The 26,316-nt window shown below is 64.9% G+C and carries 24 protein-coding genes; 13 read left to right on the plus strand and 11 right to left on the minus strand.

What is annotated here, in order from left to right:
* Window positions 1–24 precede the first annotated feature (24 nt).
* The 3 genes from V7R84_RS14990 to V7R84_RS15000 all read left to right on the plus strand — a co-directional run bounded on the left by V7R84_RS14990 (window position 25) and on the right by V7R84_RS15000 (window position 2,789).
* Window positions 25–519: a hypothetical protein gene (locus tag V7R84_RS14990; RefSeq protein WP_338570536.1), complete on the plus strand. Its 495-nt coding sequence runs from the start codon at window positions 25–27 to the stop codon at window positions 517–519.
* Window positions 520–634: 115 nt separating this feature from the next.
* The gene (locus V7R84_RS14995; protein ID WP_338570538.1) at window positions 635–1,762 is read left to right on the plus strand and encodes a lipid II:glycine glycyltransferase FemX; all 1,128 of its coding nucleotides are present in this window, start codon (window positions 635–637) and stop codon (window positions 1,760–1,762) included.
* Window position 1,763: 1 nt separating this feature from the next.
* Window positions 1,764–2,789, plus strand: coding sequence for an alanine racemase (locus V7R84_RS15000; protein ID WP_338570541.1), 1,026 nt, complete (start codon window positions 1,764–1,766; stop codon window positions 2,787–2,789).
* Between the two features lie 35 nt (window positions 2,790–2,824).
* Here the strand turns inward: V7R84_RS15000 and V7R84_RS15005 are convergent, their stop codons facing one another.
* The 3 genes from V7R84_RS15005 to V7R84_RS15015 form a co-directional block, all read right to left on the minus strand.
* A complete protein-coding gene (locus V7R84_RS15005) occupies window positions 2,825–4,213 on the minus strand; it encodes a glycosyltransferase 87 family protein (RefSeq protein ID WP_338570544.1) in 1,389 nt (462 codons plus the stop codon).
* Window positions 4,214–4,321: 108 nt separating this feature from the next.
* On the minus strand, window positions 4,322–6,658 hold the full coding sequence (locus V7R84_RS15010; RefSeq protein WP_338570547.1) for a transglycosylase domain-containing protein: 2,337 nt from the start codon (window positions 6,656–6,658) through the stop codon (window positions 4,322–4,324).
* A gap of 65 nt (window positions 6,659–6,723) precedes the next feature.
* A complete protein-coding gene (locus tag V7R84_RS15015) occupies window positions 6,724–7,953 on the minus strand; it encodes a hypothetical protein (RefSeq protein WP_338570550.1) in 1,230 nt (409 codons plus the stop codon).
* Window positions 7,954–7,988: 35 nt separating this feature from the next.
* Between V7R84_RS15015 and V7R84_RS15020 the strand changes: the two genes are divergently transcribed.
* Window positions 7,989–9,590 (plus strand): hypothetical protein, encoded by a 1,602-nt coding sequence (locus V7R84_RS15020; RefSeq protein WP_338570553.1) that lies wholly within the window; start codon window positions 7,989–7,991, stop codon window positions 9,588–9,590.
* A 6-nt stretch (window positions 9,591–9,596) separates the two neighbouring features.
* On the opposite strand, the gene V7R84_RS15025 is transcribed toward V7R84_RS15020, so the two are convergent.
* Complete coding sequence (locus tag V7R84_RS15025; protein ID WP_338570556.1) at window positions 9,597–9,980, minus strand: hypothetical protein; 384 nt, start codon at window positions 9,978–9,980, stop codon at window positions 9,597–9,599.
* 482 nt (window positions 9,981–10,462) lie between these two features.
* Window positions 10,463–11,443, minus strand: a complete 981-nt coding sequence (locus V7R84_RS15030; protein WP_338570558.1) for a hypothetical protein — start codon at window positions 11,441–11,443, stop codon at window positions 10,463–10,465.
* Window positions 11,444–11,685: 242 nt separating this feature from the next.
* Here V7R84_RS15030 and V7R84_RS15035 point away from each other — a divergent pair, with 242 nt between their 5' ends.
* The 3 genes from V7R84_RS15035 to V7R84_RS15045 all read left to right on the plus strand — a co-directional run bounded on the left by V7R84_RS15035 (window position 11,686) and on the right by V7R84_RS15045 (window position 13,477).
* Window positions 11,686–12,597, plus strand: a complete 912-nt coding sequence (locus V7R84_RS15035; RefSeq protein ID WP_338570560.1) for a hypothetical protein — start codon at window positions 11,686–11,688, stop codon at window positions 12,595–12,597.
* Between the two features lie 203 nt (window positions 12,598–12,800).
* A complete protein-coding gene (locus V7R84_RS15040) occupies window positions 12,801–12,932 on the plus strand; it encodes a hypothetical protein (protein WP_338570562.1) in 132 nt (43 codons plus the stop codon).
* A gap of 122 nt (window positions 12,933–13,054) precedes the next feature.
* The gene (locus V7R84_RS15045; protein ID WP_338570564.1) at window positions 13,055–13,477 is read left to right on the plus strand and encodes a T3SS (YopN, CesT) and YbjN peptide-binding chaperone 1; all 423 of its coding nucleotides are present in this window, start codon (window positions 13,055–13,057) and stop codon (window positions 13,475–13,477) included.
* A 143-nt stretch (window positions 13,478–13,620) separates the two neighbouring features.
* Here V7R84_RS15045 and V7R84_RS15050 read toward each other — a convergent pair whose 3' ends face one another.
* Entirely contained in the window at window positions 13,621–15,309 is a 1,689-nt protein-coding gene (locus V7R84_RS15050) for a right-handed parallel beta-helix repeat-containing protein (RefSeq protein WP_338570566.1), read from the minus strand.
* 171 nt (window positions 15,310–15,480) lie between these two features.
* On the opposite strand from V7R84_RS15050, the gene V7R84_RS15055 reads away from it, so the two are divergent.
* The 4 genes from V7R84_RS15055 to V7R84_RS15070 all read left to right on the plus strand — a co-directional run bounded on the left by V7R84_RS15055 (window position 15,481) and on the right by V7R84_RS15070 (window position 17,848).
* Entirely contained in the window at window positions 15,481–16,548 is a 1,068-nt protein-coding gene (locus V7R84_RS15055; RefSeq protein ID WP_338570569.1) for an XRE family transcriptional regulator, read from the plus strand.
* Window positions 16,549–16,719: 171 nt separating this feature from the next.
* A complete protein-coding gene (locus V7R84_RS15060; RefSeq protein ID WP_014848047.1) occupies window positions 16,720–16,968 on the plus strand; it encodes a DUF2191 domain-containing protein in 249 nt (82 codons plus the stop codon).
* Window positions 16,946–17,401, plus strand: coding sequence for a type II toxin-antitoxin system VapC family toxin (locus V7R84_RS15065; protein WP_338570579.1), 456 nt, complete (start codon window positions 16,946–16,948; stop codon window positions 17,399–17,401). The genes V7R84_RS15060 and V7R84_RS15065 overlap by 23 nt, the downstream gene beginning before the upstream one ends.
* 165 nt (window positions 17,402–17,566) lie before the next feature.
* The gene (locus V7R84_RS15070; RefSeq protein ID WP_338570581.1) at window positions 17,567–17,848 is read left to right on the plus strand and encodes a hypothetical protein; all 282 of its coding nucleotides are present in this window, start codon (window positions 17,567–17,569) and stop codon (window positions 17,846–17,848) included.
* A gap of 22 nt (window positions 17,849–17,870) precedes the next feature.
* On the opposite strand, the gene V7R84_RS15075 is transcribed toward V7R84_RS15070, so the two are convergent.
* Window positions 17,871–19,034, minus strand: a complete 1,164-nt coding sequence (locus V7R84_RS15075; RefSeq protein WP_338570584.1) for a YibE/F family protein — start codon at window positions 19,032–19,034, stop codon at window positions 17,871–17,873.
* 161 nt (window positions 19,035–19,195) lie between these two features.
* On the opposite strand from V7R84_RS15075, the gene V7R84_RS15080 reads away from it, so the two are divergent.
* Window positions 19,196–20,101, plus strand: a complete 906-nt coding sequence (locus tag V7R84_RS15080; RefSeq protein WP_338570587.1) for a rhomboid family intramembrane serine protease — start codon at window positions 19,196–19,198, stop codon at window positions 20,099–20,101.
* Between the two features lie 47 nt (window positions 20,102–20,148).
* Here the strand turns inward: V7R84_RS15080 and V7R84_RS15085 are convergent, their stop codons facing one another.
* Window positions 20,149–22,041: a penicillin-binding transpeptidase domain-containing protein gene (locus tag V7R84_RS15085; RefSeq protein ID WP_338573929.1), complete on the minus strand. Its 1,893-nt coding sequence runs from the start codon at window positions 22,039–22,041 to the stop codon at window positions 20,149–20,151.
* Window positions 22,042–22,234: 193 nt separating this feature from the next.
* On the opposite strand from V7R84_RS15085, the gene V7R84_RS15090 reads away from it, so the two are divergent.
* On the plus strand, window positions 22,235–23,425 hold the full coding sequence (locus tag V7R84_RS15090) for a TerC family protein (protein ID WP_338570590.1): 1,191 nt from the start codon (window positions 22,235–22,237) through the stop codon (window positions 23,423–23,425).
* A 421-nt stretch (window positions 23,426–23,846) separates the two neighbouring features.
* Here V7R84_RS15090 and V7R84_RS15095 read toward each other — a convergent pair whose 3' ends face one another.
* The 3 genes from V7R84_RS15095 to V7R84_RS15105 form a co-directional block, all read right to left on the minus strand.
* Window positions 23,847–24,140 carry a WXG100 family type VII secretion target gene (locus V7R84_RS15095; protein WP_338570593.1) on the minus strand — a complete coding sequence of 98 codons (294 nt, stop codon included), beginning with the start codon at window positions 24,138–24,140 and terminating at the stop codon, window positions 23,847–23,849.
* Between the two features lie 75 nt (window positions 24,141–24,215).
* Window positions 24,216–24,701 carry a hypothetical protein gene (locus V7R84_RS15100; protein ID WP_338570596.1) on the minus strand — a complete coding sequence of 162 codons (486 nt, stop codon included), beginning with the start codon at window positions 24,699–24,701 and terminating at the stop codon, window positions 24,216–24,218.
* Window positions 24,698–25,954, minus strand: a complete 1,257-nt coding sequence (locus V7R84_RS15105; RefSeq protein WP_338570599.1) for a hypothetical protein — start codon at window positions 25,952–25,954, stop codon at window positions 24,698–24,700. The genes V7R84_RS15100 and V7R84_RS15105 overlap by 4 nt, the downstream gene beginning before the upstream one ends.
* Window positions 25,955–26,316 lie beyond the last annotated feature (362 nt).

The following is a 26,316-nucleotide window of genomic DNA, read 5'->3' on the forward strand; positions in this document are numbered from 1 at the left end:
GCGTCCGCGTGGAGAGGAACCATCATGAGCAATCCGCAGTACCCCCACGACCCGTACGGCGGCGACCAGCAGGGAAACGTCTGGGAGCAGTCGCAGCCCACCGGAAACGTCTGGGATCCACAGGCCACGGACGCCTGGAATCAACAGGCGGTCTCCAGCGACTCCCCACACGGGCTGCCACCCTCCCCCTCCCCGGGAGGACCCATGGGCCAGTCCGCACCCCCGCCCCAACAGCAGCCACCGCAGTACCAACCCCGCCCGAGTAACGCCTTCGCCACCTTGTTCGACTTCGGTTTCGCGCATCGCACGAGCATCGCGGCCCTCAAGACGATTCACCTGCTCGGCACCGTCACAGCGGCCCTCCTTGCGGTCGCGATCCTCGTCATCGGATTCACCGGCCAGAACACACTGCTCATGATCGTGGCACCATTCCTGGCGGTTTTCGTGTTTATCACCACTGTGGCCGTCATCCGTGTGATACTGGAGACATATCGGGCCGTCACAGGAGAGCCCGACTGAGGACCGGTTGGGCCGGGCCACACACGACAGAGACTCAGCCTGGCCCAACCTTCATCACCCACACGTCCTTGAAGGAACCCGCCAGTGGAACCACCACAGCCGGTAGGTTGTAGTCGTGAGCATCACTGTCAAGACGATCAGCGCCGACGAGCACCTCGCCTTCGTGGCCGCTCGTGGACAGGCGAGTTTCCTACAGCTTCCCGCCTGGGGGAAAGCGAAACCGGAGTGGCGTTCCGAATCCGTCGGCTTCTTCGACGGCGACACCCTCACCGGGGTGGGACTCGTCCTGTATCGGCAGCTACCGAAACTGCCCCGCTACCTGGCGTACCTGCCGGAGGGTCCCGTCCTCGACTGGAACCGTCCCGACGTGGACGCCCACCTGGAGGCGCTCATCGCCCACGCCCGCCGCAACAAGGCGTTTGCCGTGCGGATCGGCCCGACCGTGGTGCACCATCGCTGGCTGGCCCCCACCGTGAAGGCGGCCATCGCCGACCCCGAGATCACCGCCCTGTCGCAGGCCACCCCCGACGAGACCACCTTGACCGGAACCCGCGTGCTGCGGACCCTGGATCATCTCGGCTGGCAACCCCAGGCGGAGGGTCACGGCTTCGCCGCCGGGCAACCGAAGTTCAACTATCAGCTGCGCCTGACCGACGCCGAGGGAACACCCCTGACCGACGAACAGCTGCTCAAGGGAATGAACCAGCTGTGGCGCCGCAACATCAAGAAAGCCGACAAACTGGGGGTGACGGTCACCCGGGGGGAACGCGCCGACCTGGCCCGGTTCCACCACATCTACCTGGAAACCGCCGAACGCGACCACTTCACCGGGCGCGGACTGTCCTACTTCGAGACCATGTGGGACGCCCTCAACACCGAGGAACCCGACCGGATGCGCGTCTACCTGGCCGAACACGACGGTGACCTGGTGGCGGCCACCACCTTCATTCGCGTCGGTACCCACGCCTGGTACTCCTACGGCGCCTCCACAACCGCGAAACGCGAGGTTCGCGGCTCCAACGCCATCCAGTGGCGCATGATGCGCGACGCCCGCGACGCCGGAGCAGACATCTACGACCTGCGTGGCATCACCGAGGGGCTGGCAGCCGACGATCCGGAGCTGGGACTCATCCAGTTCAAGGCCGGCACCGGAGGCGAAGCCGTCGCCTACCTCGGGGAATGGGACAAACCCATCAACTCGTTCCTTCACTTCGCCTTCCAGCAATACCTGAAGCGGCGGTGACATGACCCTCACGCTGACCATCGACACCCGCGCCTGGCGTGACCACCTCACACACGTCCACGAGGAGTTCCCGGGGCTGGTACCCGTCGCCAAGGGCAACGGCTACGGCCTCGGGCTGGACGTCCTGGCCCGCGAGGCCGAACGCCTCAGCAACGACTGCCTGGCGGTCGGCACCGCCCACGAGGTCGCGACGGTCAGGGATGCGGGATGGTCGCACGACGTGATCGTCCTGAACCCGTGGCGACCCTTCGACGACGCGGCCACGGCCCTGCTCGACGATCCCCGCGTCATCACCGTCGTCTCCCGCCTCACCGACCTCGACGAGCTGCGCACAGCACATCCGGGCGCCCGGGTGGTGGTAGAGCTCATGACGTCAATGCGCAGACACGGCATCACATCGCAGGAGATCGCATCGGTGGATGCCGGGACGTTGGGATTCGAGGGCTGGACCATGCACCTGCCGTTGAAGGGACAGTTCTCGGAGGCCCAGCACCTCGCCTCCGAGGCCGTGGCCCACCAGCGGGGCGCGGTGTGGGTTTCACACCTGGGAGCAAACGACTATCGCAGGCTCCGCACCCAGCTGGGCGTAGAGACCCGGATGCGGATGGGAACCCAGCTGTGGCTGGGGGCCCCGCAGGCCCTGAAAACCACCGCCACCGTCCTCGACGTGCACCGCGTCACCCGCGGCACCCGCTACGGCTACAACCAGTCGCGGGCCCCCCGGGACGGCTGGCTGGTGATCGTCAGCGGCGGCACCTCCCACGGCATCGCCCTGTCGGCGCCGTCGCCGGCCCGGTCGCTGCGGCAGCGGGGTGTGAGCCTGGCACAGGGTGTCCTGGACGCCGCCGGGATCTCGCGGTCGCCGTTCAGCATCGCGGGTCGCAAACCCCCCTTCGCGGAACCCCCACACATGCACGCCTCCATGGTGTTCGTCGGGGGCTCGAGCGCCGGGGTCGAGGTCGGCGACGAGATCCCCGTCACCACCCGCCAGACCACCACCACCTGCGACACACTCGTCTGGAACTGACGGGCAGCACCGCCGATCGCACGGTTACGCAGCACTCAAGCCGGAAACTGACCCGTTTCGGCTCGATTCCCGGGTTGAGTGCTGCGCAACCGTGCACATGAGTTTGCGGCCTCGTTCAGCACACCGCCGATCGGGTCGGCGGCCTGCGGGGTGCGCAGCGGATCGCGGCCCGGGTCGGCGGCGTCGCGCAGGCAGGAGACGAAGATCCAGACCTCCACGACGATTCGCAGGATGATGGCGGCGAAGTAGATGTTTGGGTTCGAGTTGAGGTGCCCGGCCAGATGCCCCCAGATCGCGGCCCAATAGATCACCTGGGTGATGGTGAACGCCACCCACTCCGGGCGACCGGGACGCCCCACCAGCAGCGCGAGCAGCAGCCACAGCGCGGTCTGGGGAGCGTAGGTGGCGCCGAACAGCACCGTCGGGAACACGAACAGCACCACCACGGTGCCCACGCGTGGCCGATGGCCCCGCAGGTACAGCCACGCCACCACGATCAGCAGCAGCAACGCGGTCAGCATCAACCCCAGCGATCCCGCAGCCCGCACCTCCCAGCCGAACAGTTTTCCGAGGTAGAACAGCGACCCGTGGGACAGGTTCTTCGTCGCCTCACCCTGGTAGTAGCCGGCGACGGCCTCCCAGTTGAGGATCAGCAACGGCAGGTGCAGCAGCGCGACGGTGGCCGTCGCGGCTCCGAGAAACGCCCCGGCCCGCCCGGCACGACCCCGCAACGCAAAGGCCGAGGTCACGGCCAACACCACTGCGATCGCCACCAACCCCGCACACACCGCGAGTCCGAGAACGATCCCCGACCACACCGGTCGTCCCGTGGAGAACAGCAACAGCCCGAGGGCGGTCAGCGAGACCGCAAAAAGGTCCCACGAGACCAACCCGGAGGCCAGAACAACGGGTGAAGCCGCCAGCCACATCCCGTCCCACGAGCGGCGCCGACCACCCTGCGAGTCGCGACCCATGAAGGTCTGGCACAGCACCCACAGCAGGAAACACGCGAACAGCAGCACCATGCAGACGGCGTAGAACACCTGTGCGCCGTCGAGCTGGGCCTGGACCTCCAGTGACGTGCCGACGGGCGCCCCGAGCAGACCGGAGATACCGATAGCGGCCAGCAGCAACAAACCGAGAAGTGGTGGGTAGCTCATCTGTCCACCGTCGAAGGGGTGAGCGCCGAGCGCGAATCCGCTGCTCGTCCACGCCAGCGGCACATCCGAGTAGCAGAGCGTGATGAACGCGTTCACCCGGACACCCTCGGTGGTCTGGACGCACGGTATCTGCCGCAACGAACAGGCCACGAAAAGCACCGTCGCGACCAACAGCGACCACGGCAGCGGATCGAACCACGGTCCTGAGCGCCGGGCGTAACGCCCGGCAGGCCCTCCGAGGCCCTCCAGCAGCGCACTGTTCATGCGAACACCTTAGAGGCTGCGCGAACAGCTGCCGGAACAGCCAGCACATGCCCTACTCCCCGGCGACATGGACACGACAGCGGCTAAGGACGCAGGGACCCGAGGATGTCAGTCCTCCTCCCAGCCCCGGCCGTTGTCGCCCCCCTGGCCGTTCTGGTCTCCCTGCCGGCCACCACCGGGGCCCCGCTCATCGTCGCCGGGATTGGTCGGCAGGTTGTTGTTTCCACCGCCTGTTGGTTGCTGCGTGGCCCTGCCATCGTTGCTCGGCTGCTTGGTGGGCCACTGCGACGACCTGCCGCGGGTCGGCTGCGTGGAGGGCGTGACCCGACCCGAATCGGTGGGCTCGGAAGTGGGCCGCCTGCCCTCAGCCGACGATTCCTCAGTGGGTTGGCCGCTCGGGCTGGGGTGGCCGCTCGGGCTGGGTTGGATGCTCGGGCTGGAACTCTCCGACGGGGCGATCGACTTCCCCTGGATCGGTTTGGCCTTGTCGAACTGCTTGACCTCCTGCCCCTTGGTGGCGGTCTGCATGTACTCCACCCACGTCGTCAACGGATAGCCGGAACCGAAGAAGGTCTTGTCCCCGGGTTTCTTGTAGGCATCGAGGTTCTCATTCCCGGAGTCACCGGCGACGTACATGACCGCCGTGGAGATCTGCCGGGTGTAGCCGACGAACCATGCGGAGGTGATGGTGTCATCGACACCGTTGGTTCCGGTCTTGCCCGCGACGGGACGGTTCAGCTGCGACGCCTTCGCTCCGGTGCCCTCCTCAACCACGGAGGTCAGCGCGTCCGTGACATTGGCGGCCACGTTCTCCTCGATGGCCTGGGTGGCCTCGTTCTTCGCCTCATAGACGGTGTTGCCGTTGCGGTCCAGCACCTTCGCCACGAAGTGGGTCTCCTTGCGTTTCCCAGAATCCGCGAGGCTGGCGTAGGCGTTTGCCATGTTGAGCGGGCTCACCTCGGCGGCGCCCAGGGCGATGCGGTTGTTGGCATCCCATCCCGCCCCGGTCGGGGCACCCGCGTCGTTGGCGGCCTTGATGACGGCGGCAGGGCCGTTGTTCATGGATACCGTCATGTCCACGAAGGCTGTGTTGATGGATTCGGCGACTGCCTTGCGCAGCGTCACATCGCCGTACTGCTCACTGAACTCGTTGCGTACCGGGACGCCTTCACCACGCGGGGTGAACGTGTCGCCCTTGAGGGTGCTGTCAAGGGAGTAGCCGTTGCGCAGACCCGCCACGGTCGCAAACGACTTGAAGGTGGATGCGGCAGGACGCGGCGTCATCGACCAGTTGCGGGAGTTCGTCGTGTAGTCAGGACCGCCGTACATCGCCAGGACCCCGCCGGTGGCGGTATCGACCGACGAAATCGCGACGTGCAGTTGAGACGCATCCTGCTGGGGTTTCGCCTTGGTCGCGGCCTCCTCCGTGTACTTCTGCGCGGTGGCAACGGCGGCGTCCTGCATGTTCTTGTCGAGGGTAGTGATCACTTTGAGGCCGCCACCTTGCACCTCGGCGTCGCTGTACCCGAGGTTCGACAGTTCCTGCTCCACCTGGGCCACCAGGAATCCCTTGGGGCCGCCGTAGCGATCGGAGACGGGCACCTCGGGAAACTCGGGGAGGGCGGGATGGGCCGCGTCGTGATCGGCCTGAGTGATGTAGCCATTGGCCAGCATCTGATCGAGGACGTACTGGTAGCGCCCCAGGAGCCGTTCCCTGCTCTTCTCACCAGCGGACGGGTTGAGGCCGGCTGGGTTGTTGAGGATGGCTGCGAGAGTCGCGGCCTCGGACAGGCTGAGTTCGGAGGCCGACTTGAGGAAATACGACTTAGCGGCAGCCTCAATGCCGTAGGCGCCCCGACCGAAGTAGATGGTGTTGAGGTAGCCCTCCAGGATCTTCTCCTTGGGCACCTCCCGACCCATCTTCATGGCCAGGATCAACTCGCGGATCTTGCGGCCCGCGGTGCGTTCAGAGCTCAAGTAAAGGATCTTGATGTACTGCTGGGTGATGGTGGAGCCGCCCTGCACGTCACCGCCCCGGGCGATGGTCCACAGGCCACGGAACATGCCGGGCAGGGAGAACCCCGGATCGGTGAAGAAGGTGGAGTTCTCAGCCGCCACCACCGCGTCCTTCATCACCTGCGGCATCTTGTCGTATTCGAGGGTGATGCGGTTCTGCACGGCCAGGGAGCCGAGCTGCTCCTGCCCGTCGTTGTAATAAATGAAGGTGGTATTGGTGGTGAAGTCGCTATTCGGGTCCGGTAGCTTCGTCGTCGCATACAGGTACAGGAAAGCACCCACCCCCACCAGGCTCACGACGAGGAACAACACGAGCATCGCCAACCCGGTCCTCGCCACAATCTTTCGGGCGCGGGACTTCGGGCGTTTCGATGAGCGACCGCGTTTCTTCTCCGGCTCGGTCGCCGGCTGCTGATCCTGCTGTTCCATGAGCCCCAGAGTATGCGCTGAAGCTAGATGACTCATCCGCAAACGGGAATCTGATAGCCCGCGGGCTACGAAATTCGGGTGGAACCGGGGCTGCAGCGACGTCCGGCGGGTGCCGTCATGGCGATCAGCGCACCCCACAGCAGCGGGGAGGATCCCAGGCCGGGCCTCTCCCGCCAGGCGGCGAGCTTTCTGCGCTGCAGGTCGCACAGCGATGCCACCGGGTCGGCGTCAGACTGGGCGTGGTCGACGGCCTGCGCCAACCATCCGAAAGCTCCCACTGCCCTGGCGTTCACGAGTCTGATGGCGTGGTCGGTGGGGAGCGGCCACAGGGTCGCGTGCACCACCTCAGCGCCGTTGATCAGCAGCGCGGTGCCGAGCCCGAAGGGTTCGTGCTGGGTCAGGTCGGTGCCCGAGGCGCACGCCACCACCCCGACCCTGGGAGGCATCGACCACCTCCCGGCCTCTCGCACCAGCCGCGAGGCCCGCAGCTTGTTCGCCTCGCCGTCACCCATGAGGAACACGGTGTCGGCGGCGTCACTCGCCCCTGTGGCGCAGTGCCCGATCATGAGCAGTCGCGCGATCTTCCCGGCCCCGGCGTCGAGGACGTCCCGGAGCTCCTCCACGCCGTTGCCCTGGGCAAAGAACCGTTCCGCACCGTGCCCGTGGCAGTCGCAGGGCTCGAACCTCTCCGAGAGCACCCTTCCCCGGCTGGTTCTAGGATCGATGATGTGCAGCGCCCGACCGCCCGTCGCGGGGGTGACCTCGGGCGCGTCCGGATCGATGTCACGAGGCAGGATCGGAGCGATCCAGGAAACGTCTGCGACATCCAGCAGCCGCATGTCATCGTCATCGAGCACCAGCAGTCCCCACGGCACGACGGCAGCGGGTGGACTGGGGGCCACCCGCACCTCCACGCGTTCCCCCTCGGCGGTCGCTTCGACCAGCTGGCGGCGCAGGTCATCGGGCAGCAGCGCCTTCGACAAGTCCTGCATCAGCTTTCGTTCATCGTCGTAGCGGGTCAGGGGGCCGTACAGCCCCAGCTTCTCCAGGACGTCCTGCCGGCTCACGGTTTTGGAGGTCGCGAGCCGCCGCGGGCTGTCGCGGTTCTTCTTCCTGTCCGAGTCCGGTTCCCGAGGCAGGGCGGCACGGAACGTCCTGACCGCTTCCCCGAGCTCTTTGACACGATGCACCCCGACCGGTCGGTAGGGGTCGTTCCAACGCCACGTCAACCAGTCGCCGTCCACGCCGTCACCGACGATCTGCACCACCCGGTGGCGCCGTCCCGCTTCCTCCACGTCACACCTTTCCACGCGGATGCCAGACTTGTCCCATGCCTCAGAATGCCACTGTGACGCCCGGACCGCGACGGATCGGCCCCGATGTCCACGATGACGTCACGGCGAGGCTGCTCACTCAGTGGCTGGCCGCCCCGGGAAACGCGGCGATCGAGGTCGTCTTCCGCGACGACGCGGTCGCGGCGCTGTGGGAGGGGCATCCGCGGGTGCGGGCCACCGCCTACGGGAGGCGACTGGCACGGTTGGTGCTGGCTGCCGTGGCGCCATCGACCCCGAACCGGGTGGCCCCGCCGCCGATCATCGTCGGCGACGGCCCCCTGAACGCCACCCTCGCCGAGGAGCTGGTGGCGGGCTGGTCCGAACCGGGCCAGCCGATGGTCGTGCACTGCGTGGGTCGCGACGAAAGCTGGGCCCGCGACGTGGCCGACTGGGCGGGCGGGGCGGCGCGGATCTCGTGGTCGCAGGGGTCGCTGCGCCCGGAACCGGTGCTGCGGCGGATCGGCGAGCTGCTGGCCAGCTGGGACGCTCCTCCCCCCAAACGCGGCACCCCCACCGGGCCGGCGGTGATCGTCGCCTGCGACGACGACATGCTGACCCCCGTCGTCGCGGCCGCGGTGGCCCGGGAGGTGCGGGAGGCTCGGGTCGCGATGATCACCCCCGGCGGGATCCGTTGGCCGCAGCTTCCCGGGGTGGCGCATTTCACGCTGGAGAAGTCGGCGGTGCTGGCCCTGGATCCGCGGTTCTCCCCGATGCAGCAGCTGGCCCGGTTGATCCTGGACGACGTCGCCTGGCTGAGCGCCGCGGACGCCGAGGCCACCCGGTCCGAGGGGCCGATTTTCGCCGACGTCGCCCACTCCCCGGACGGTCGGGCGGCCTGGGAGGCCCAATCGGAGGAGCTGCGAGGGCAGCTGACAAAGCTCGCCGGGGCCTGCGAGGAGCTGCTCGCGGCGGGGTCGGTGGAGCTGGCCCCCGGCGGGGTGAGGGAGCCGTCGGCGATCCTGCTGGCCCCGCCAGAACTGGCCGCGATGGCGTCGCGAATCCTGGGGCTGCTCGACCGGGACAAGACTCCGGGCACCTGGTTGACGGCCCTGGAGCTGGCGTCGCGGCTGCCGGTGCTGGCCGCCCGCGCCGGCTTCACCCCCCGCCGTCCCGCCGGCCACGACCCGCTGCTCACCCCGGAGCTGGTGGAACTGCTGGCCCCGCAGGTGCACCTGGCCTACCAGCGGATCAGCGAGGAGACGGGCAACGCGACGGGTTCGCCGCTGGCGCTGGAACTGTGGGAGAACCTGGACGATTTCACTAAGGCCAGCAACCGGGCGGCCATCACGGGCAGCGCGGTGACCCACGCCGCGGCGGGCCTGACGTGGCGTCGCCCCACGCAGGAGGGAGAGGCGACGCTGGACGAGGAACTGCTGACAGAACTCGGTCGGCTGGAGCACCGTCGCTGGGCCATTCACGAACGCCGCAACGGTCGCGGGGACCACGAATGGGCCAAACCCTGGGCCAAGATCAAGGATGTCCAGCACTACGACATCGCGATCATGCGCCACCTGCCCCGCATCCTGGCCGCCGCCAACATAGAACTGGCGACCGCCCCGCCCGACGCTCGTGTCGACATATCTCCGGAAGCCGGTTGAGTCGGCTCAACCGGCTTTGGGTGCGGGGCGGTAGTTCGCCGTGAAAACGTCCTCTAGGACGAACCACGAGTTGCCGTCATCGTCGGTGACCCGCCACTGGCCCTCCCCCGCGACATCCTCCCCCTCCTGGGTCGCCACCCGCTCCCCCGGCTTTGCGGGTCGTGCCCACACCTCGCCGGTTCGTTCGTACACATCCCCCTCGACCTGCGCGTAGGTGGCGGCGAAGGATTCGGGTGTGATGCTCCAGGTACGCTCCCCGGAGGTGACAATCATGTCACCGGGTTCAACGCTCATGGGGCTGCCGGAGTCGGAGGTCCAGGTCTCGACCCGTTCGGCCACCCGGAGCAGCCTGACCCGACCCGACCGGCGAAACCGGGCAGTGGCGTCCATACCTCGACCCTACGCCACCTCGATTCGGTTCCACCCACATCGGCCTGGTCGTGGACCAGAGCACCCATTGGGAGGACCTGCTCAGGGACGACTCCGACCGGGTGCGGTTGATCTCCCGGGACGCGCTGCTGGCCGACCCGAAGGTCCTGAAACGCAACGAGGCCGACCTGCTCCACTCCGAGCTTCGTCGCGACGCCGAAAGCTGGCCGCCGGACTCCCCGAGCCTGTTCAGCGCGGACATCGTGCGGGACGAGAACGACGGCGACATCGCCGACGCGCTACCCGGCAACGCCGACATCCACGACGTGCGGCAGTGGGTCCTCGACCTGGCCTCCCGCCTGCCGGAGATGATGCAGCGTTCCGGCTGGACGGTCACCAGCGACACCCCGCCACTACTGGATTCCGAGAGCATCGAACACCTGGCGGAACGGGTGCACGAAAGCTACCGGCAACAGGCGTTGGCGGAGGGCAGCAAACCGACATCACGGCCAGCGAACCGACGATCTTCTCCCCGGCTCCGCGCCGAGGCGCACATGCACCTGTTCCGCGACGCTGGGACGCACGGGCCAGTTCGCGGGAAAATCGGGTTCCCGGGCCAGATCGAGCAGGTCCCGTACCGCCGCGGCCTCCGCTCGGGCCCCGCCGGCCCGCCAGGTCTCCGTCGCAGCCTCCAGCGTGGAAAGCCCCGTCTCCAAGAGCCCCCGGTCGGCGGTGATGACGTACAGCCGCAGGTCGAACACCCCCTGGGCGGTCAGGCACCGCGCATCCTCCGAGGCACGCTCCCCACAGGACCCCGGCGGCAGGCAGGGTTCGATGTCCTCGCTCTCCTCGTCCTCGGGTTCGACCCCACCCGCGGCCAGCGCGTACCGGAACACCTCCGGGCGGCCCACAGGCGCGGGATCCGGGATTGCCGATCCCGCCAGAACATCGGAGGCTTCCAGCAGCAGATTCATCGCCACCGGATGCCCCTGGATGCGCAACAGCCTCTCCGGGCTCTGCGTCAGGCAACCAAGCAGGGCCAGCAGCGGTTTCCGCCACTCCCGGTCCACCTCGATCCGACCGGAAAGGCGACTCAGGAGGGTCAGTTCCTCCAGCTCCAGCAGCAGGGAATCGAGCAGCAGGTCAGAGTTGTCGCGGCACCAGCGGATCTCCGCCAACCCGCGCAGCAACCCCAGCACCTCACCCCCGCGCACCTGGTAGATCCCGGACTCGGCCCCCTCCCCGGAGACCACGTCCAGCAGTCCCTTGGCGACCGCCCTTCCGAAAATCTGTTTCACCCCAGAGATGGCCAGGTCGACGTCCCCCACCAGACACGACGGCACGAGATCAGGACGCGCTGGATCGACATCCAACACGGTACCGGGCAGGTTGATCACGACCGCGCCGGCGGGCGCGACAGGTTCGCGTCCAATCAGCACCGTTCCCAGGCCGATGTGACGGATCGACGACCGTTCGGTTCGCATCACACACCCACCCTCAACTCCTGGTACCCCACCGCATCCTCCATGCCCGACGGAGGGATCCGCGCAGTCGGTCTCGTGATGATTCCACCGAGTTCCCTCCTTTCAGATCATCATGACGGACAGCCACCGGCTACACCGGGATGCGGTATCCGGCATCCCGGCGTGGCACCGCCTGTGCCATTTCTGTGTCAATTTCGTTCCGTCCCCACCTTCTGCCACAAGGGTGAGAAAAACTGCTTGCCATGACGGGGGAAGCCGCAGCCGGAACAGCCAGGGAGGCACGATGGTGCGGCATCGACATTGCCCCCGTGGCCGAGGCGGCCTGGCACATCGCCCGCGCCGAACGATCAGCCCGGTTCCACCACCTCGCGAGCTGCCCCACCCGGACGGCACCCTACGGTCACAAAGATCCCGAAGGAACAGGACTGCATCCCTCCTGCCAGGAAACCGGATGCCTAGATCTCCACCACGACCTCATCGAACGCATGGTGAACCAGCTCGCCCGCGACAACAGACGTCACCCAGACCGCGTCGTCAAGAACCTCCCCGCCTACCTGACCCGAGTGGCCAGGAGCCAACTCTCGGAACAGAAACGCGCCGAACGGGTCCAGATCGGCGCCCAAGCCAAACCCACCCGCAGCGACGGCGCCGCGGGCCGCGTGATGGCGCACTTCGAAGCCATCGGCGGTCTCCGCGGAGAGTGGCTGACCAGATTGTTCCGGATCATGCGGTCATACCCCTTCAGCACCACCCACGTCCCCGGACGCTGGCCCATCGACGGACTCATCGAGGAACGCGCCACACTTCCCGACGGCCACACCCCCACCCGGGAGGAAATCCGGAAGGACATCGCGTTCGTCACGGACACCTCAGCACACATCCTGGGGCCGCGATGGGTTTACGAGAACCTGACAATCCCGCTCATCAGCAACGGAGCGTTCGAGGAACTGAGAGAGGAACACACCGCCACCGACATCGACCTCACCGATGTGGTGCTCGGCAAACAGCTCGTCGCCGTCTACCGGCATCTGCGCGACGGCGGTCTGTCGCGGGCGGCGGCGTTCCACCACGCAGCCGACAGGATCGGCGGCCAGGCCCCGGATCGGATCACCCCGAACATTCTCACCATCCTGAAGGATCTGGACAGGAAGTGAAGGCTCCAAAGACCTCCTGAGGTTCTACAGTGGCGTCGGAACTTTCCGGCGACGACCACGTGAGTCCACCCCGATCTGCGACTGGAGGGACGCCCAAGTATGAAGACACGGCAGCTACGCGCTACCCGACCATGCCCCCACCCGGTCAGCCACCGTCATGGCAGATACCGCCCGGAGGGCAGAATCAGGAGGGGGGAGCAGAAATGCCCGACTGGGTGAAAACCTTCCTGATACTTGTGATCCTCACGACAGTGGTGCTCGCGCTAGACGTCATTCTGCCGCAGGAAGTCTGGGATTTTCTCATGGAGATTTTCCCATCCAAGTACGAGTACTGACTTCTTTCACCGTGCCCGACGAACTCCCTGGTCCGGGTGTCGCGACAACCGATCGGCAAGTATGTTGGACCATGTCCCTGAACGATCCGGACGTATCTCCCGGCCCATGAGTAAGGATTGCCATGAAATCCGACCGCCCCGCCCTCGCCAAGGTGCAGAAGCTGCTGCTCAAGATCAGCAGCAACCTGCAGAAGGCCGACGAGAACACCTTCACGCTGCGCCACGAATCGGCTCGGGCGTTCATCCGGGTCGACGAGGAGGACACCACCTCGTTCGTCACCATCGAGATCCTCATGGTCAAGGAGCTCACCCTCACCCCCGAGCTGCTGGAGTTCGTCGCCCTCGATAACTCCTACACCTTCGGACACATCTACCTCGAGCCCATCGACGACTCCGCTGTCCTGATGTTCCGCCACACCCTCCTGGCCGACAACCTCACCGAGAATGCCCTCGCGTGGGCGGTCGTCGGCATGCTGAAGTCCGCCAACCAGGACGGCAAGGAGATCGCGAAACGCTTCGGAGGCAAGCTCTTCCACGAGGAATGAGTCCCCGGCGACATCCTTCACCTCAATCGCGCCCTGCGCCTACAGACGGCATCGCCCGCAGGCGCGGCCTGAACGTGCCGGTGGGTGGGACAGGAAGTCCTTTCCCGCCCACCGGCACGGATTCACCGATGTGATGGCGGCCTTTACGCCTGCCAGGCCGCGTTGACCAGGGCGCCGCGATCCACGGGCTTGCCCGCCTCAACACCGATCGCCTTGGCGACGTCGTCAGGCAGCGGCTGGCCCGAACCGACCGCGGGTCCACCGGGTTTGGGATGGAAGTCGGAGGTCTTCCATGCCGTCGGGTCCGCAGCTTCCTTCACGAAGAGGGGGTTCTCCTCGCGACTGCCCCGCAGATCCAGGCCATTGGCCTCGCGACCGGCGGCCGTCACGTGTTCACTGTTGGTGAAATCGGCGAGAGTTTCCGCGTTGACGCTGTCTCCCGGCTTGTTCGGTCCCCAGTTCCACAGCACGGTGGTGCTGGGCACGTTCGCCTGCGCAGGGGCCCGGTAGTAGGCGTTGTGGTCGATGCCGGTGACCATCTCATTGGCGTAGACGGCACCGGAGCCATCGATGTTCTTGTCACCGGTGACCTTCATCATCATCGAAAAGGCCCAGGGATCACCGTCCTTCGCAGTGGTCTGCTCGGAGGAGAAGATGTTGTTGTAGATCGTGGTGCCGGTGGTGTCCCACGACAAACCGTGCTCGATGCTCCACTTCTGCGGTCCCGTGCAGGCACCGTTCTCGTCGCGCGCGTTGCATCCCTTGGAACGGGCGTCCTCCTGAATGAAGATGCTCGTCAACGCGTGCGAGATGGTGTTGTTCCAGATCTGGGTATCGTCCGACCCCGAGACGTGGATTCCGACACCGGCTCCCTCGACGATGTTGGAGGCGATCATGTTCTTGGAGGAGACCTCGTTGAAGATCGCGACCGGTACGTTGACGAAGTAGTTGCCCACGATCTGGGAGTTGATGACTCCCTCGTCGAACCAGACGCCAATCCGGCGATCCGTGCTGTAGTTCTCCGGCAAGGAGGCGTCCTTGTCCGAGTTCGAGTAGTCGACGATGTTGTGGGCGAAGCGGATGTCCTCCGCGTGCGTGATCTTGGTGTCCCCGAGGGTGCAGTAGGCGCCGCAGGAGGTGGTGTTGAAACCTGAGGTGTTGTTCGACGTCCACCGGTTGTTCTCAACGGTGATGTTGCTGGACTTGTCGATCCCGAAGCCGCCCGCGCCGTTGTTCTCGAAGACGTTCCCGCTGACCGTCGAATTCTGCGAGTTGGCGACACCGAGGGCCGACGCCGCCGAGGAGTAGCGGAAGGTCGAGTTCTCGATCGTGAGGTCGTTGGCCGAGGCGAACACCATGGCACCGCCGCTCAAAAGACCGATCTCGGGGTCGGCGTAATCCCATTCCTGCACAGGCGAGTACTTCTCGACCGTCACCCCCTTGAGCGCGGCCCCGGCCGCCGAGATGGTCAGGGCTCGCGAGTGCTGGACCACCTCCACCGTGTGCTCGGCCGGGTTGACACCGATGACGTAGGAGGTGCCGGTGTGCGGTTTGACGTTGTAGCCGCCCCGGCTGTTGCCGGGTTCCTTGAGCGTGACGGGGTCGGGATCGTCGACGAAGAAGCTGGAGGACGTCACCTCGTCCCTGGTCGCGACCTGGGTGAGGGGCTGGCCGTCCACGAACACCTGTTCGGGATAGGCGGCCATACCCTCGACGGACGGGTCGGCGTTGGTGGTGCAGACATCGCAGAACCGCACCATGTCGTGGGCGGTCGCCCAGGTGCCGTTACCGGCGTCCTTCCACGTGGTGGGGTTCTTCGCACCCGAGATCACGGGTGTGGCCCCGGTGTCGTCGTTATGTCATGTGGAAAGATTGTGTGGCGTACGCGCTCCACAACCTTTCACGACGTCGCGAAAATCTTTCACCCGGGCTTCACTCCGGGACTGCGGTAGAGCATGACGCAACTCGTTGCGATTGAAGCAACTCATCTGTAGGGTCGTTCCATGGGTGTCGAGGAACGGGTGCGACAACTGATCGAGGAATCGGACCTGACCCACACGGAGTTCGGGGCTCGCATCGGCCTCGAGAAGACCAAACTGTCCAAATCCCTCGCGGGCCGCAGAAGGTTCACATTCCTGGAGTTGGCACTCGCGGCACAGCAGGGCGGCGTCACCGTCGACTGGCTGCTGACGGGCACCGAGGACGGTTTCGCCGCGGCGGCGCGCACCGGATCAGACGGGGTCGGCGCCAGTGCCTCACTCAGCCGCGCCCGCGAGCTGACAAACCTGCGCGAAACCCTGGAAGGCTTCGGTTTCCCCCAGCAGATCCGCTTCGCGGCCGGGGACCTGAAAGGCAATCGCTGGGCTTTACAGGGCATCGAGCTGGCCAAGCGATTGCGCCACAGCTTCCACTCCCCCGTGGAACAGGCAGCCAATCTGGCGACGCTGATCGAGACAGATCTCGGAGTCGACGTGGCCATCCAGCCCCTCGGGCGGCTCGACGGGCTCGCGGTGACCACCGAGTCGACCCGGCTGATCCTGGCCGCCACCTCCGTCGTACCCACCCGTCAGCGATTCACCCTGGCCCACGCGCTGGGGCATCTGGCAGCCAGCGACGACCAGCAGCTCCACACCGACGAGAACGTCTACACCCATGATGGGGAAGGCGAGATGCGGGCCAACGCGTTCGCCACGGAACTGCTGATGCCGGAGGCGGCCCTGGCGGATCGCATCCACCGGGGCTCGCGCTGGTTCGAGGAACTCACCTGGGAGCTGCGGGTCTCGCCGACCGTACTGGCCCACCGACTGGGAAACCTGAAGTTGATCGACGAGGCCGAACGGAACCGGTTGCTGACGGTGGACATGGATCACGTCGTCGCGACCCTGGGCCGGCAGCAGGACCACGCCGCCCGCGTGGCCGAGGCCTCCCAACCCCGCATCCCGACCCTTCTGGTGCGCGACCTGCTCGCCGCCCACCGCCAGGGACACACCACGCTGCTGCCCGTCGCGTCGCTGATGGGCATATCCACCGATGATCTTCGGGCTCAGCTGACCAAACCCGAGGGCGAGTAATCCATAGCCCCGGCAACCCGTGTCGTTATGTCATGTGGAAAGAATTTGTGGCGTATACGCTCCACAATCTTTCACGAGATCGCACAAATCTTTCACCCACCGCTGAGGAGCAGCCCTACGCGACGAGCCAGTGTGCATCTTGATGCAGACGGTAGATGTTATGATGCATCAATGCGCACCACGATCACGTTGGACGAAGGACTGCTGCGGCGCGCCAAGGAACGGGCAGCCTCCCAAGGGAAGACTCTGAGCGACGTGATCTCTGACAGTCTGCAGGTCCTGCTCGCAGAGCAACCACAGCCACGCCACAAAATCACGCTGCCGACCTTCGGCGGTAGCGGCTTCCAGCCGGGCGTCGACCTTGAGGACAAGGAAGCCCTCGCGGTCCTCCTGGAGGATGGCGACCGTGCTGCTTGCTGATGTCAATCTCTTCATCTATGCGCACCGGCCCGAATCCCCTCGATTCGACGAGCACACGGCATGGCTCATTGCCGCTTTGTCGGGCGACGAACCCTTCGGGGTCTCCGAGCAGATCCTGTCCGGTTTCCTCAGGATTGTCACGAACCACAGGGTCTTTCGCGACCCAACACCTCCCGACGTGGCATTGGACTTCTGCCAGACGGTGCTGACGGCCCCATCGACGGTCCGCATCCGCCCCGGAAGAGAGCACTGGCGGATCTTCGAGAACCTCTGCCGAGACCTCGGGGCCCGAGGCAATGTCATTCCCGATGCATTTCTGGCGGCCATGGCCATCGAGGTCGGCGCCACCTTCATCACCACGGACGCCGGATTTGCCCGTTTTCCCGGGCTCAGATGGCGTCGCCCCTTCGACACCAATCCCGGTCGCCGCTGAACCCACCCACAGTCCAGAACAGGACGGTCCTGCCCGGAACCCTCATCCGTCACAGGATCCATCGCCCAGGTGTAGCGACCCCACTGGCACCTGTGCTTGTCCTTTGGGATGTCGTGCAATCGCCTCGTTGCGCCACGGATCGTCGAATCCCTGGTCAGCTTGTGCGTGAGGGCACCTGCCACGACCGCCGAGCTGCGGACATCGCACCTGCGAACCCGCAACGGGGACCACGAGATCGACCTCATCGTCGAGAACACCGCGGGCAGGGTGGTGGCCATTGACGTCACACTGACCCGCGACCCCGACGACGCCGATGTGCGGCACCTCCACTGGCTGGGCGATCGCATCGGCGAGCGCCTCGTCGACAAGGTGGTCGTCACCACCGGCGAATACGCCTACCGTCGCGACGACGGGGTCGCGGTCATTCCCCTCGGACTGCTGTCCTGAAGGGCGAGGAGTCGACCGTCCCTCACTCCACCTCGACACCCACCGCACGCCGTCCCCGCGGTTCTGGCTCGGGGGATGCGACGGTCAGGGCCGCGATGCCCGTCGTGATGGGAACGCTCAGCACCAGGCCGATGGCACTGCCGAGGGTGCGGACGATCTCGCCCGCGAACATTTCCGCGTTCAGCAGGGCGACGGCGGAGCGGTCGGTGAAGTAGAGCAGCAGGAGCACCGTCATGGAACCGCCCGCGTAGGCGAAGACGATGGTGTAGATGGTGGAGGCGATGTGGTCGCGACCGATCCGCATGCCGGCGGCAAACAACTTCCCGCGACCCATCGCCGGGGCCGCGGCGCGCAGCTCCCACACCGCGGAGCTCTGCGTGATGGTCACGTCGTTGAGCACACCGAGCCCACCGACGATGATGCCCACCATGAGCAGCTCCCGGAAATTCATCCCGGGCAGGAGCTGCGCCAGGTCGTACTCGTTCTCCTCGGCGAAACCCGACAGCCGGGCGAACTCCGCGGACAACGCCCCCAGCCCAGCCGTGACCGCCAGCCCGAGTAGTGTTCCGGCCAGGGCCGTCGACGTCCGGATCGAGACGCCGTGGGCCACGTACAGCACCACGAACATGATCGCCGTACCCCCGACCAGCGCCACGACGATGCCCGGTTTGCCGGTGATGAGGGCAGGCAGCATGAAACCGACGAGCACCACCCCGGCGAACCCGAGCCCCAGCAGCGCGAACAACCCCTTCCAGCGCGCCACCGCCAGCACCACGATGACGAACAGCACGGCCAGCGCCCCCAGCACCGGAAGCCGGTTGACCGACGAGTAGGACCAGCTGATCCCGTTGCCAGTGTCGATACGGTTGACCTCCATCACGTCCCCGGTCTTCAATCCGGACTGCGCCTGCGGGCCGAGCAGCGGGATCTCCACCGACGTGCCCGCATCCACACCGGTGTCGATGGTGGCCGTCGCCGTCAGGCATTTCGCCTGCCCCACCTGCTGGGTGTCGCAGCCATCCTTGATGTCGGTGATCGTTGCGGTCTCGTGGGTCAGGTTCTGGGCGTCGTAGGTCTTCTTCACCATGGAGGAGAGGTCCTGGCCCGACGGCCACAACCAGATCAACCCGGCCACCGTCAAGACCCCGAGCACCGCCAGGAAACCGATCAGGATGTTGCGTGCCATCCAGTTCACGCCAACGTGTTCCAGTTCCTCCGTCGAATGAGAATGTGAATGCCCTGCGCCCATGGACCAACACGATACCCGGCAGGTCGAGCCCACCCGTTCCGCGACAAATGGGACGGATTCCCGCCGAAGTGACGACCGCGACGGGTAGCCTTGCGGCCATGCTAGAGAGCGCCTGCTACCGGCACCCCGACCAGGCCACGGGGATCGTTTGCCAACGCTGCCACCGTCCCATCTGCCCCCGGTGCATGGTGGCTGGGTCCGTCGGATTCCAATGCCCCGAATGCGTCATGGCGGGTCGCAGGCAAACCCGCCAGGGGCAGCTGCCCTACGGCGGCTCCCGCAGCACCCAACCGGCGCTGACGTCGCAGGTGCTGGTCGGGATTAATGCGGTGGTCTGGCTGGCCGTTCTGCTGACCGGGGGCCAGCGAAGCCCCCTGTTCAGGATGCTGGCGATCCAGACGCAGGGATTCTGCGCCACGGAACACTACATTCTTGCGGTGGACTCCCCGGCCCAGTGCGCCACCCTCGGGGCGTCATGGACGGAGGGTGTCGCCACCGGGGCCTGGTGGCAGGTGCTGACCAACGCCTTCACCCACCTCGACGTCATTCACATCGCCTTCAACATGGCGGCCCTCTACGTGCTCGGCCCGCAGCTCGAATCGGTGCTGGGACGCGCCCGGTTCCTAGCCCTCTACCTGGTTTCGGCGGTGACCGGTTCCGCCGTGGTGATGTGGTTCTCCGACCCGTACATCACCACCATGGGGGCTTCCGGGGCGATCTTCGGAATGATGGGCGCGGTGCTGCTGATCGCGTGGAAGCACCACGGCGACGTGCGCACCATCCTCGTCTGGTTGGGCGTGAACGTGGCCATCACCTTCGTGGGGTCGAGCTTCATCTCCTGGCAGGGTCACCTGGGTGGCCTGCTCGGTGGCATGGCCGTCACCGCCGCCCTGATCTGGCTTCCCCGCGAACAGCGGGAGCGCTGGCAGTGGCCGCTGGTGGGTCTGGTCGCGGTGCTGGCCGTCGCCGCCATCGTGGCGCGGGCAATGACCGTCACGGGCTGAGCGCCTCTCCCGACGCCGGTGGAGCCAGCCAGCTGACGCACGGCCGCTCAGCTGAACATGTCCTTGATGAGCGGGCCAGCTGTCCCGGAACCCGAGTCGCCATCCTGGACGAAGGCCGCCACCGCGTACTTGTCGTTCCAGGCGATCATCCAGGCGTGGGCGGTGTCGGCGGCGGCGTTTCCGAACTCGGCGGTGCCGGTCTTGGCGCCAGTCATGACTCCCTGAAGGACATTGCCCGATCCCTCCGTGACGACGGCCTTCATCAGCGTCTGGAGCTGCGATGCCTCGTCGGAACTGAGCGGTGTGGCCGTCGACTTCGCCTCGTGCCCCTTCACCAGCCACGGGATGCGCGTCTCACCTGAGGCGACGCTGGCCGAGACCGTCGCCATGCCCAGTGGCGACATCTCGATGCCACCCTGCCCGATCATGCTGAGCGAGAGGTCCAGCGGGGCATCGGCGGACTGCACCTTCCCGAAGTTCGAGGCGAATCCCGCGTCGTAATCAGTACCCACCCCGAGGGTGGCGGCGGCTTGCTGCAGCTTCTCCTGTGAAACCTTGTCGGCGTTGGTCCCGAACGCGGTGTTGCAGGAGTTCGCGACCGCCTGGGTCAGGGTGACGCTGCCGGTCTTGTCGGCTGGGTAACCGTCGTAGTTCTTCAACGTGTGGTCACCGATCTGCATGGTGGCGGGGCACTGCACCACCGAGTCGGCACGCAGGCCGGCGCGCAGCAGCGCCAGCGACGAGACGATCTTGAACGTCGAGCCGGGCGCGTATTTCCCGAAGGTGGCGTAGGGGTATTCGCCCGCACCCGCCGAGTTGGCGGCGGCAAGCACCCCGCCGTCCTTGACGTCCAGCACCACCAGGGACGCGATCCCGGAACTGACGTGGCTGTTCAGCACCGATTCCGCCTTCTCCTGCATGGCGCGGTCCAGCGAGAGCTGGATGGGGCTGCCGACGCTGGCCTCCTGGGAGAACAACGAGACGGGACCGACGTTCTGACCCGAGCGCCCCACCACATCGATGTTGATCTTCGGTGCCCCACGCAACTGCTCGTCGTAGCGCTGCTGGAGGCCACTGACCCCGACCATGTCCGAGGACATCAGGGCGCCGCCCGACTTCTCCACCTGTTCCTTCGACGGACTCCCAACCCTGCCGAGCAGCCCGATGGCGAACGTGTCCGAGGGTGCGACGCTGGCGGTGGACTCCTTCACGAAGGCCCCGGGGATGCTGGAGACCGTGGAGGGAACCTGGTCCTGGGAGACGGTTTTGGCCACCACGAACTGTTTGGGGCCACCCGCCAGGACCTTCTGGGTGTACTCGGTGGCATCGACTCCGAGCAGCTGGGCCAGCTGCGTGGCGGCGGCCTGCCACGTGGACTCCTCGGACTTCGACTTGTCGATGCCGACCTGGTAGACGGCGCGTTCCTCGACGAGCGCCACCCCGTCGCGGTCGTTGATGGCGGCGCGTTTCGGCCAGCTGCGCTGGTGCCTGAGGCGGGTCGTGGCAGAGAGTTTCTCGTGCACCACCGTCGGCGACCACGTCACCTGCCACGTGCCATCCACGTTCTCCAGGGGGACGGTGGTGGCGTACTTCCAGCCCTCCTGACCGATGGGGAAGGTGTAGGTGAGATGCGCGGTGGCGGTCTTGCCGTCGGCGGCGTAGCGGATTCCCGCCGACTCCACCGTCGGCGTGATGTCGTCCATGCCGGCGAAGATGGTCTTCAGCTCAGTGGTGGCGTCAGCGGGCGGGGTGGATAGCGCCACACCCGTGAGGTCCAGTTTCTGGATTCCCGCGACAAGCCCTGCCACCACGTCGTCGGCTGCCGCCACCCCATCGGGTGGGGTGTCGCGTTCTTGCCCGGAGTCGCCGGGGGCGCACCCAGTCAACAGCAGCGCCGAGGCCGTCACGGCGGCCAGCACAGCCCTCCGGGGGGTCTTCATGGTCACGTCGGCTCCCTTCCACTGCGTCCTTGGAATGAGACTACCGGGGCATACCATCACAATCGGCGGGAGGTTCGAGGCGCGAAATGGATGCAGGCCTGCCATGAACAGCAGAGACGGGTACCCTTGATGAGGTCGCCCAGATCACTTCCCCGGATCACCCCGCGACCGCCTTCCGCATTTCTATCAAGGAGTGAGTCGGTTGTCCGTCCCTCTCTGGATCTGGGTCCTGACCCTGCTGCTCATAGCGGGCCTGCTCGCCTTCGACTTTTTCGCCCACGTCCGAAAGGCGCACGCCCCCACTCTCAAGGAAGCCACCGTCTGGTCCATCATCTACGTAGGCCTGGCGATCCTCTTCGGGGTCGCGGTGACCATCTTCGGCGGCGTCGAGATGGGCACCCAGTACTTCAACGGCTGGCTGCTGGAAAAAGCGCTGAGCGTCGACAACCTATTCGTCTTCCTCGTGATCATGGGGTCCTTCGCCGTGCCCAGGCAGGATCAGCAGAAGGCGCTGCTGTTCGGGATCGTCTTCGCGTTGCTGACCAGGTCGGGGTTCATCGCGTTGGGCAAGGCGATGCTCGAGGCGTGGAGTTGGACCTTCTACATCTTCGGTCTTGTCCTGATGATCACGGCCGGACGGATGCTGGCGCCCGAGGACGGGGATTCCGGCGACGCCGACAACTTCGTCATCCGCATCGCGAAGAAGTACCTGCGCACCACCGACCACTACGACGGCGACAAGCTGTTCACCATCGAGAACGGTCGCAAGGTGCTGACCCCGATGCTGCTGGTGATGATCGCCATCGGCGGCACCGATCTGCTGTTCGCGTTGGACTCCGTCCCCGCCGTCTACGGCGTCACCACCAACGTGTACCTGGTGTTCACGGCGACGGCGTTCTCGATGATGGGGTTGCGGCAGCTGTACTTCCTGATCGACGATCTCCTGGACCGTTTGATCTACCTCAAGTACGGGCTCACCGCGGTGCTCGGTTTCATCGGCGTCAAGTTGATCCTCCACGCTCTCAACGAGAACAATGTGCCGTTCATCAACGGCGGGAAGCACGTCGACGTGTGGGACATCGGGGACATCGAGTCGCTGGTCGTGATCCTCACAATCTTGACGGTCACCGTCGTGGTCTCCCTGCTCAGCCGGAGGGGTCTCGTGGCCAGCGCCATCCGCAGCCTGGACCGCAGGGCTCATTCCTACCTGCACACCGAATACCACAACACAGACGAGGAACGCGAGGCCCTCTACCAGGAGATCGTCACCCGAGAGACCGATCTGAAGAAATACGATCCCCGGTTCGTCACCGAGTACATGGAATCCAGCGGTCTGGAAACGACCTTGGAGAAGGTCCACAAGATGCACGGCGACCTGGCCTGACCTCATCTCCAACAGCACCCCACCCTCACCACGCTCCTCTCACCAGCAACCGGCGGCGCCATCGCCGCGCTCACAATCCGACTGAACGAGCCGAATTAGGACGGAAACCTTACCCGAGGAGAGCCGTTCAAAGAACATTCGCAGTTCAACAGAAGTAGGCATCATGAAACGAACCACTTCATGAAGACAAAGCGTCTGCCGAATCCTCGTCACCCTGCACCGCAGCACTGGTGCTTGAGAATCAGGCAGACGCCCCACCCCGCCTTCATCTGAGTGGCATCATCAGGATTTATGCGCATTTCCCAATGAAACGCATCTCCTGGCCCGAAGGAAGGAGAGCGCTGGACGCGCACCCTGCATCATCTACACCCGTATCGCCAAAGAGTTCTCGATCGGACTCACGGGTTCCGACGCGGATTTCTCAGATAGCCCAGAGGGCAGCGACATTGTCCTCGCAATCGACGTACATTTGATCGATCGTGTCGATGATCCCGGCCAGCTCCTCGAGATAGTCGATCTGTTGATTCATGTCGGTCTCCCATTGCTGGTGCCTCGTCGACGCACTTTCTGAGGCTTCTCCAGTCCAGCCAGACCGAAGGTTTCCCATGCTGCCTCGATACTCGTTGAGCGCTGAATCCAGCCGCGATACGTGACCTCTGAAATCCCCTGAGAGAGTGCTCAGCACCCCGTCATTAACTTTCAAGATATTGCTCATACCCCTTGCTTCCTTTGTTCTTCGACATCTTGATTGCGACCGCATTCGGCCGCCCGGTGAACATCGTCGACTCGCTCAGTTCCGGTCCGGCCAACTGGGGAAAACATCGAGATCGTTGTTCAAGGAACGAATGCGCTCCTCGTGAGCTTCCCATGCGGCGCGCATCTGGGTGAGTGGATTCTCTGCATCCTCCTCCTCAGCCTCCTTGGCCCACTGATCATGGATCCTTCCCAAGGTCTTGTTCGATTCCTGCCGCAAAGCACGAGCCTCAGGAGAATCATCATTACCATTGAAAACATCACTCAGGGTTGTCTTACCCTGATCGATCCGCTTCTGGATCTCCTGCCACTTGGGGCCAAGCTCACCCGCACGAGCCTTCTCGGCCCGCGCCTCATCGGCCTTCTTCTCGGCCTCCTCCCCGGCCCTGTCCTTACGCTCGACCTCCTCTTCGTGGAGCTCGAAGTCTTCGAGGATCCCACGCATCTCCTCGAACATCGACGCCAGCTCGGGAAACTTTCGCGCATCTTCGATGAGCTGTTCTTCTTTTGCCTTGTCCTTCACGAACGTGCCTCCACACCTCGCCGCACGGAATCAACAATGTCGGCGCCTTGGTCCTTGTACTTGTCGTACTTGTCCTTGTACTCGTCGTACTTACCCTTGTACTCGTCGTACTTACCCTTGTACTTGTCGTACTTGTCCTTGTACTTGTCGTACTTCTCCTTGGCCTTCTGCACTTTGTCGACGGCCTTTTGAATCTTGTCGTAGTTTGCCTGAATTTTCTGGATGAGTTTCTGAGCCTTGTCGAAGGCTTCCTTGATCTTCTGACTGTTCGCCTGGATCTTCGAGATGAAGTTGCAGACCTTGGTGATCGCCTCCTGCGCCCACTTGACATCTTGGAAAACATCTTTGGCCAGAGTCCCGATCTCGACTGATCCCACGATCCATCCGGCTACGGGTATGGACGCTTCCACTGCGATTCTCTCCAGTTTGTGCGAAATCCGCCTGAGCATGTGGGCAATCTGCTTTGCAAGCGACTTGACGAGCTCAGCGAAGCACTTGATTCCCTTTGCAACCATCTGGGCTGCCAGAGCGATCAGCTCATCGATTCCGGCCACGGCGCCAATTGCAATGGCGAAATTGTCAGCGCTTTTGCTGACCCAGTCGGTGATGCGAAGCAACAGGCCTAGCGTGTTTTTCGCAAGTTCGGTGAAGGCCTTCCCGGTGTTCTCCCATGCCGCGGCGGCACACTCCACGCGCTTCCAGTCACCGGCAAAGGGTTTGAACACCACTTCTTCCAGCACCGAGAACCCGAAGAGTTTCTCGCACACCCAGTCCACGCTTCCCAGTATCTCGCCGGCCTCCCAGCGCAGGTTATCCGCGTCATCGGAAGTCGCGCTCGGCTCACTCAGAACGGCTTGAACATCTTTGATCTCGGGCTGCCCGGCGCCCGCTGCCCCCAAGGTGGGCATGTTGCTCCGAGGGTCCTCGCTCGAGGAAATGGAGTGTCCCATCTTCGCTGCATGAGAAGAAAGAAGCGCGTGGGCCTGCAGATCAGTCTCGGCGTAGAGATCAATGGAGCTGCTGAGGTTTTCGGCCCCTTTGGAATAAACGCCTTTGACGGTATCAAGGACCATGTCCCCACCTTGAACCAGGGCGTCATTCACCGGCTTGAGAAACTGAAGAATCAGGCCGAGGTCATCCTCAGTCAATGTTGCCCATTTATCCAAGTAATTCTTCATGGCCGGCAGATGGTCATCGGCCTGGCGCGTAAGTACTGCACGCGCAAGCCCCAACTGTTCGTAGTTCACATGCACGGGAATCTCCGTTCCACAATGAAATTAAATTAGGCTGCGCCCCTGAGGACACTGGCCAATTAGCTTAGCGCGCGGCAGGGTCATATCCGCCCTACAACCGGAGGAGCAGCATCCAGAAGCACGCAAGTTAACGAAAGCAAATACTTTCTGCGTTGCGACAACCTTCGGATCGGATCACGCCATCGACCCTGCGATCATCCAACGGCCATCTTTAACCGTGGTCTGACTAGGGGTTTTATTCACGAAGGCATCGCCTGCACCTCGGTCTCTCCGGTGAGATTCGCTGCTCCTTCTCGCGAACGGTTCAGGGAACAAAGCCCAATAACAGCGTTCCATATCGCGGGATCCCGGAGACGGGAAAC

The organism is Arachnia propionica, from assembly GCF_037055325.1.
Classification (GTDB): domain Bacteria; phylum Actinomycetota; class Actinomycetes; order Propionibacteriales; family Propionibacteriaceae; genus Arachnia.

Excerpts from the sequence above, each read along its gene's own strand:
- V7R84_RS15040 (WP_338570562.1), top strand. The coding sequence starts at position 12,801 with ATGCCCGACTGGGTGAAAACCTTCCTGATACTTGTGATCCTCACGACA.
- V7R84_RS15020 (WP_338570553.1), top strand. The coding sequence starts at position 7,989 with ATGCCTCAGAATGCCACTGTGACGCCCGGACCGCGACGGATCGGCCCC.
- V7R84_RS15035 (WP_338570560.1), top strand. The coding sequence starts at position 11,686 with ATGACGGGGGAAGCCGCAGCCGGAACAGCCAGGGAGGCACGATGGTGC.
- V7R84_RS15025 (WP_338570556.1), bottom strand. The coding sequence starts at position 9,980 with ATGGACGCCACTGCCCGGTTTCGCCGGTCGGGTCGGGTCAGGCTGCTC.
- V7R84_RS15075 (WP_338570584.1), bottom strand. The coding sequence starts at position 19,034 with ATGGCACGCAACATCCTGATCGGTTTCCTGGCGGTGCTCGGGGTCTTG.
- V7R84_RS15055 (WP_338570569.1), top strand. The coding sequence starts at position 15,481 with ATGGGTGTCGAGGAACGGGTGCGACAACTGATCGAGGAATCGGACCTG.
- V7R84_RS14990 (WP_338570536.1), top strand. The coding sequence starts at position 25 with ATGAGCAATCCGCAGTACCCCCACGACCCGTACGGCGGCGACCAGCAG.
- V7R84_RS15010 (WP_338570547.1), bottom strand. The coding sequence starts at position 6,658 with ATGGAACAGCAGGATCAGCAGCCGGCGACCGAGCCGGAGAAGAAACGC.
- V7R84_RS15030 (WP_338570558.1), bottom strand. The coding sequence starts at position 11,443 with ATGCGAACCGAACGGTCGTCGATCCGTCACATCGGCCTGGGAACGGTG.
- V7R84_RS15080 (WP_338570587.1), top strand. The coding sequence starts at position 19,196 with ATGCTAGAGAGCGCCTGCTACCGGCACCCCGACCAGGCCACGGGGATC.
- V7R84_RS15060 (WP_014848047.1), top strand. The coding sequence starts at position 16,720 with ATGCGCACCACGATCACGTTGGACGAAGGACTGCTGCGGCGCGCCAAG.
- V7R84_RS15085 (WP_338573929.1), bottom strand. The coding sequence starts at position 22,041 with ATGAAGACCCCCCGGAGGGCTGTGCTGGCCGCCGTGACGGCCTCGGCG.
- V7R84_RS15045 (WP_338570564.1), top strand. The coding sequence starts at position 13,055 with ATGAAATCCGACCGCCCCGCCCTCGCCAAGGTGCAGAAGCTGCTGCTC.
- V7R84_RS15005 (WP_338570544.1), bottom strand. The coding sequence starts at position 4,213 with ATGAACAGTGCGCTGCTGGAGGGCCTCGGAGGGCCTGCCGGGCGTTAC.
- V7R84_RS15000 (WP_338570541.1), top strand. The coding sequence starts at position 1,764 with ATGACCCTCACGCTGACCATCGACACCCGCGCCTGGCGTGACCACCTC.
- V7R84_RS15065 (WP_338570579.1), top strand. The coding sequence starts at position 16,946 with ATGGCGACCGTGCTGCTTGCTGATGTCAATCTCTTCATCTATGCGCAC.
- V7R84_RS15095 (WP_338570593.1), bottom strand. The coding sequence starts at position 24,140 with ATGAGCAATATCTTGAAAGTTAATGACGGGGTGCTGAGCACTCTCTCA.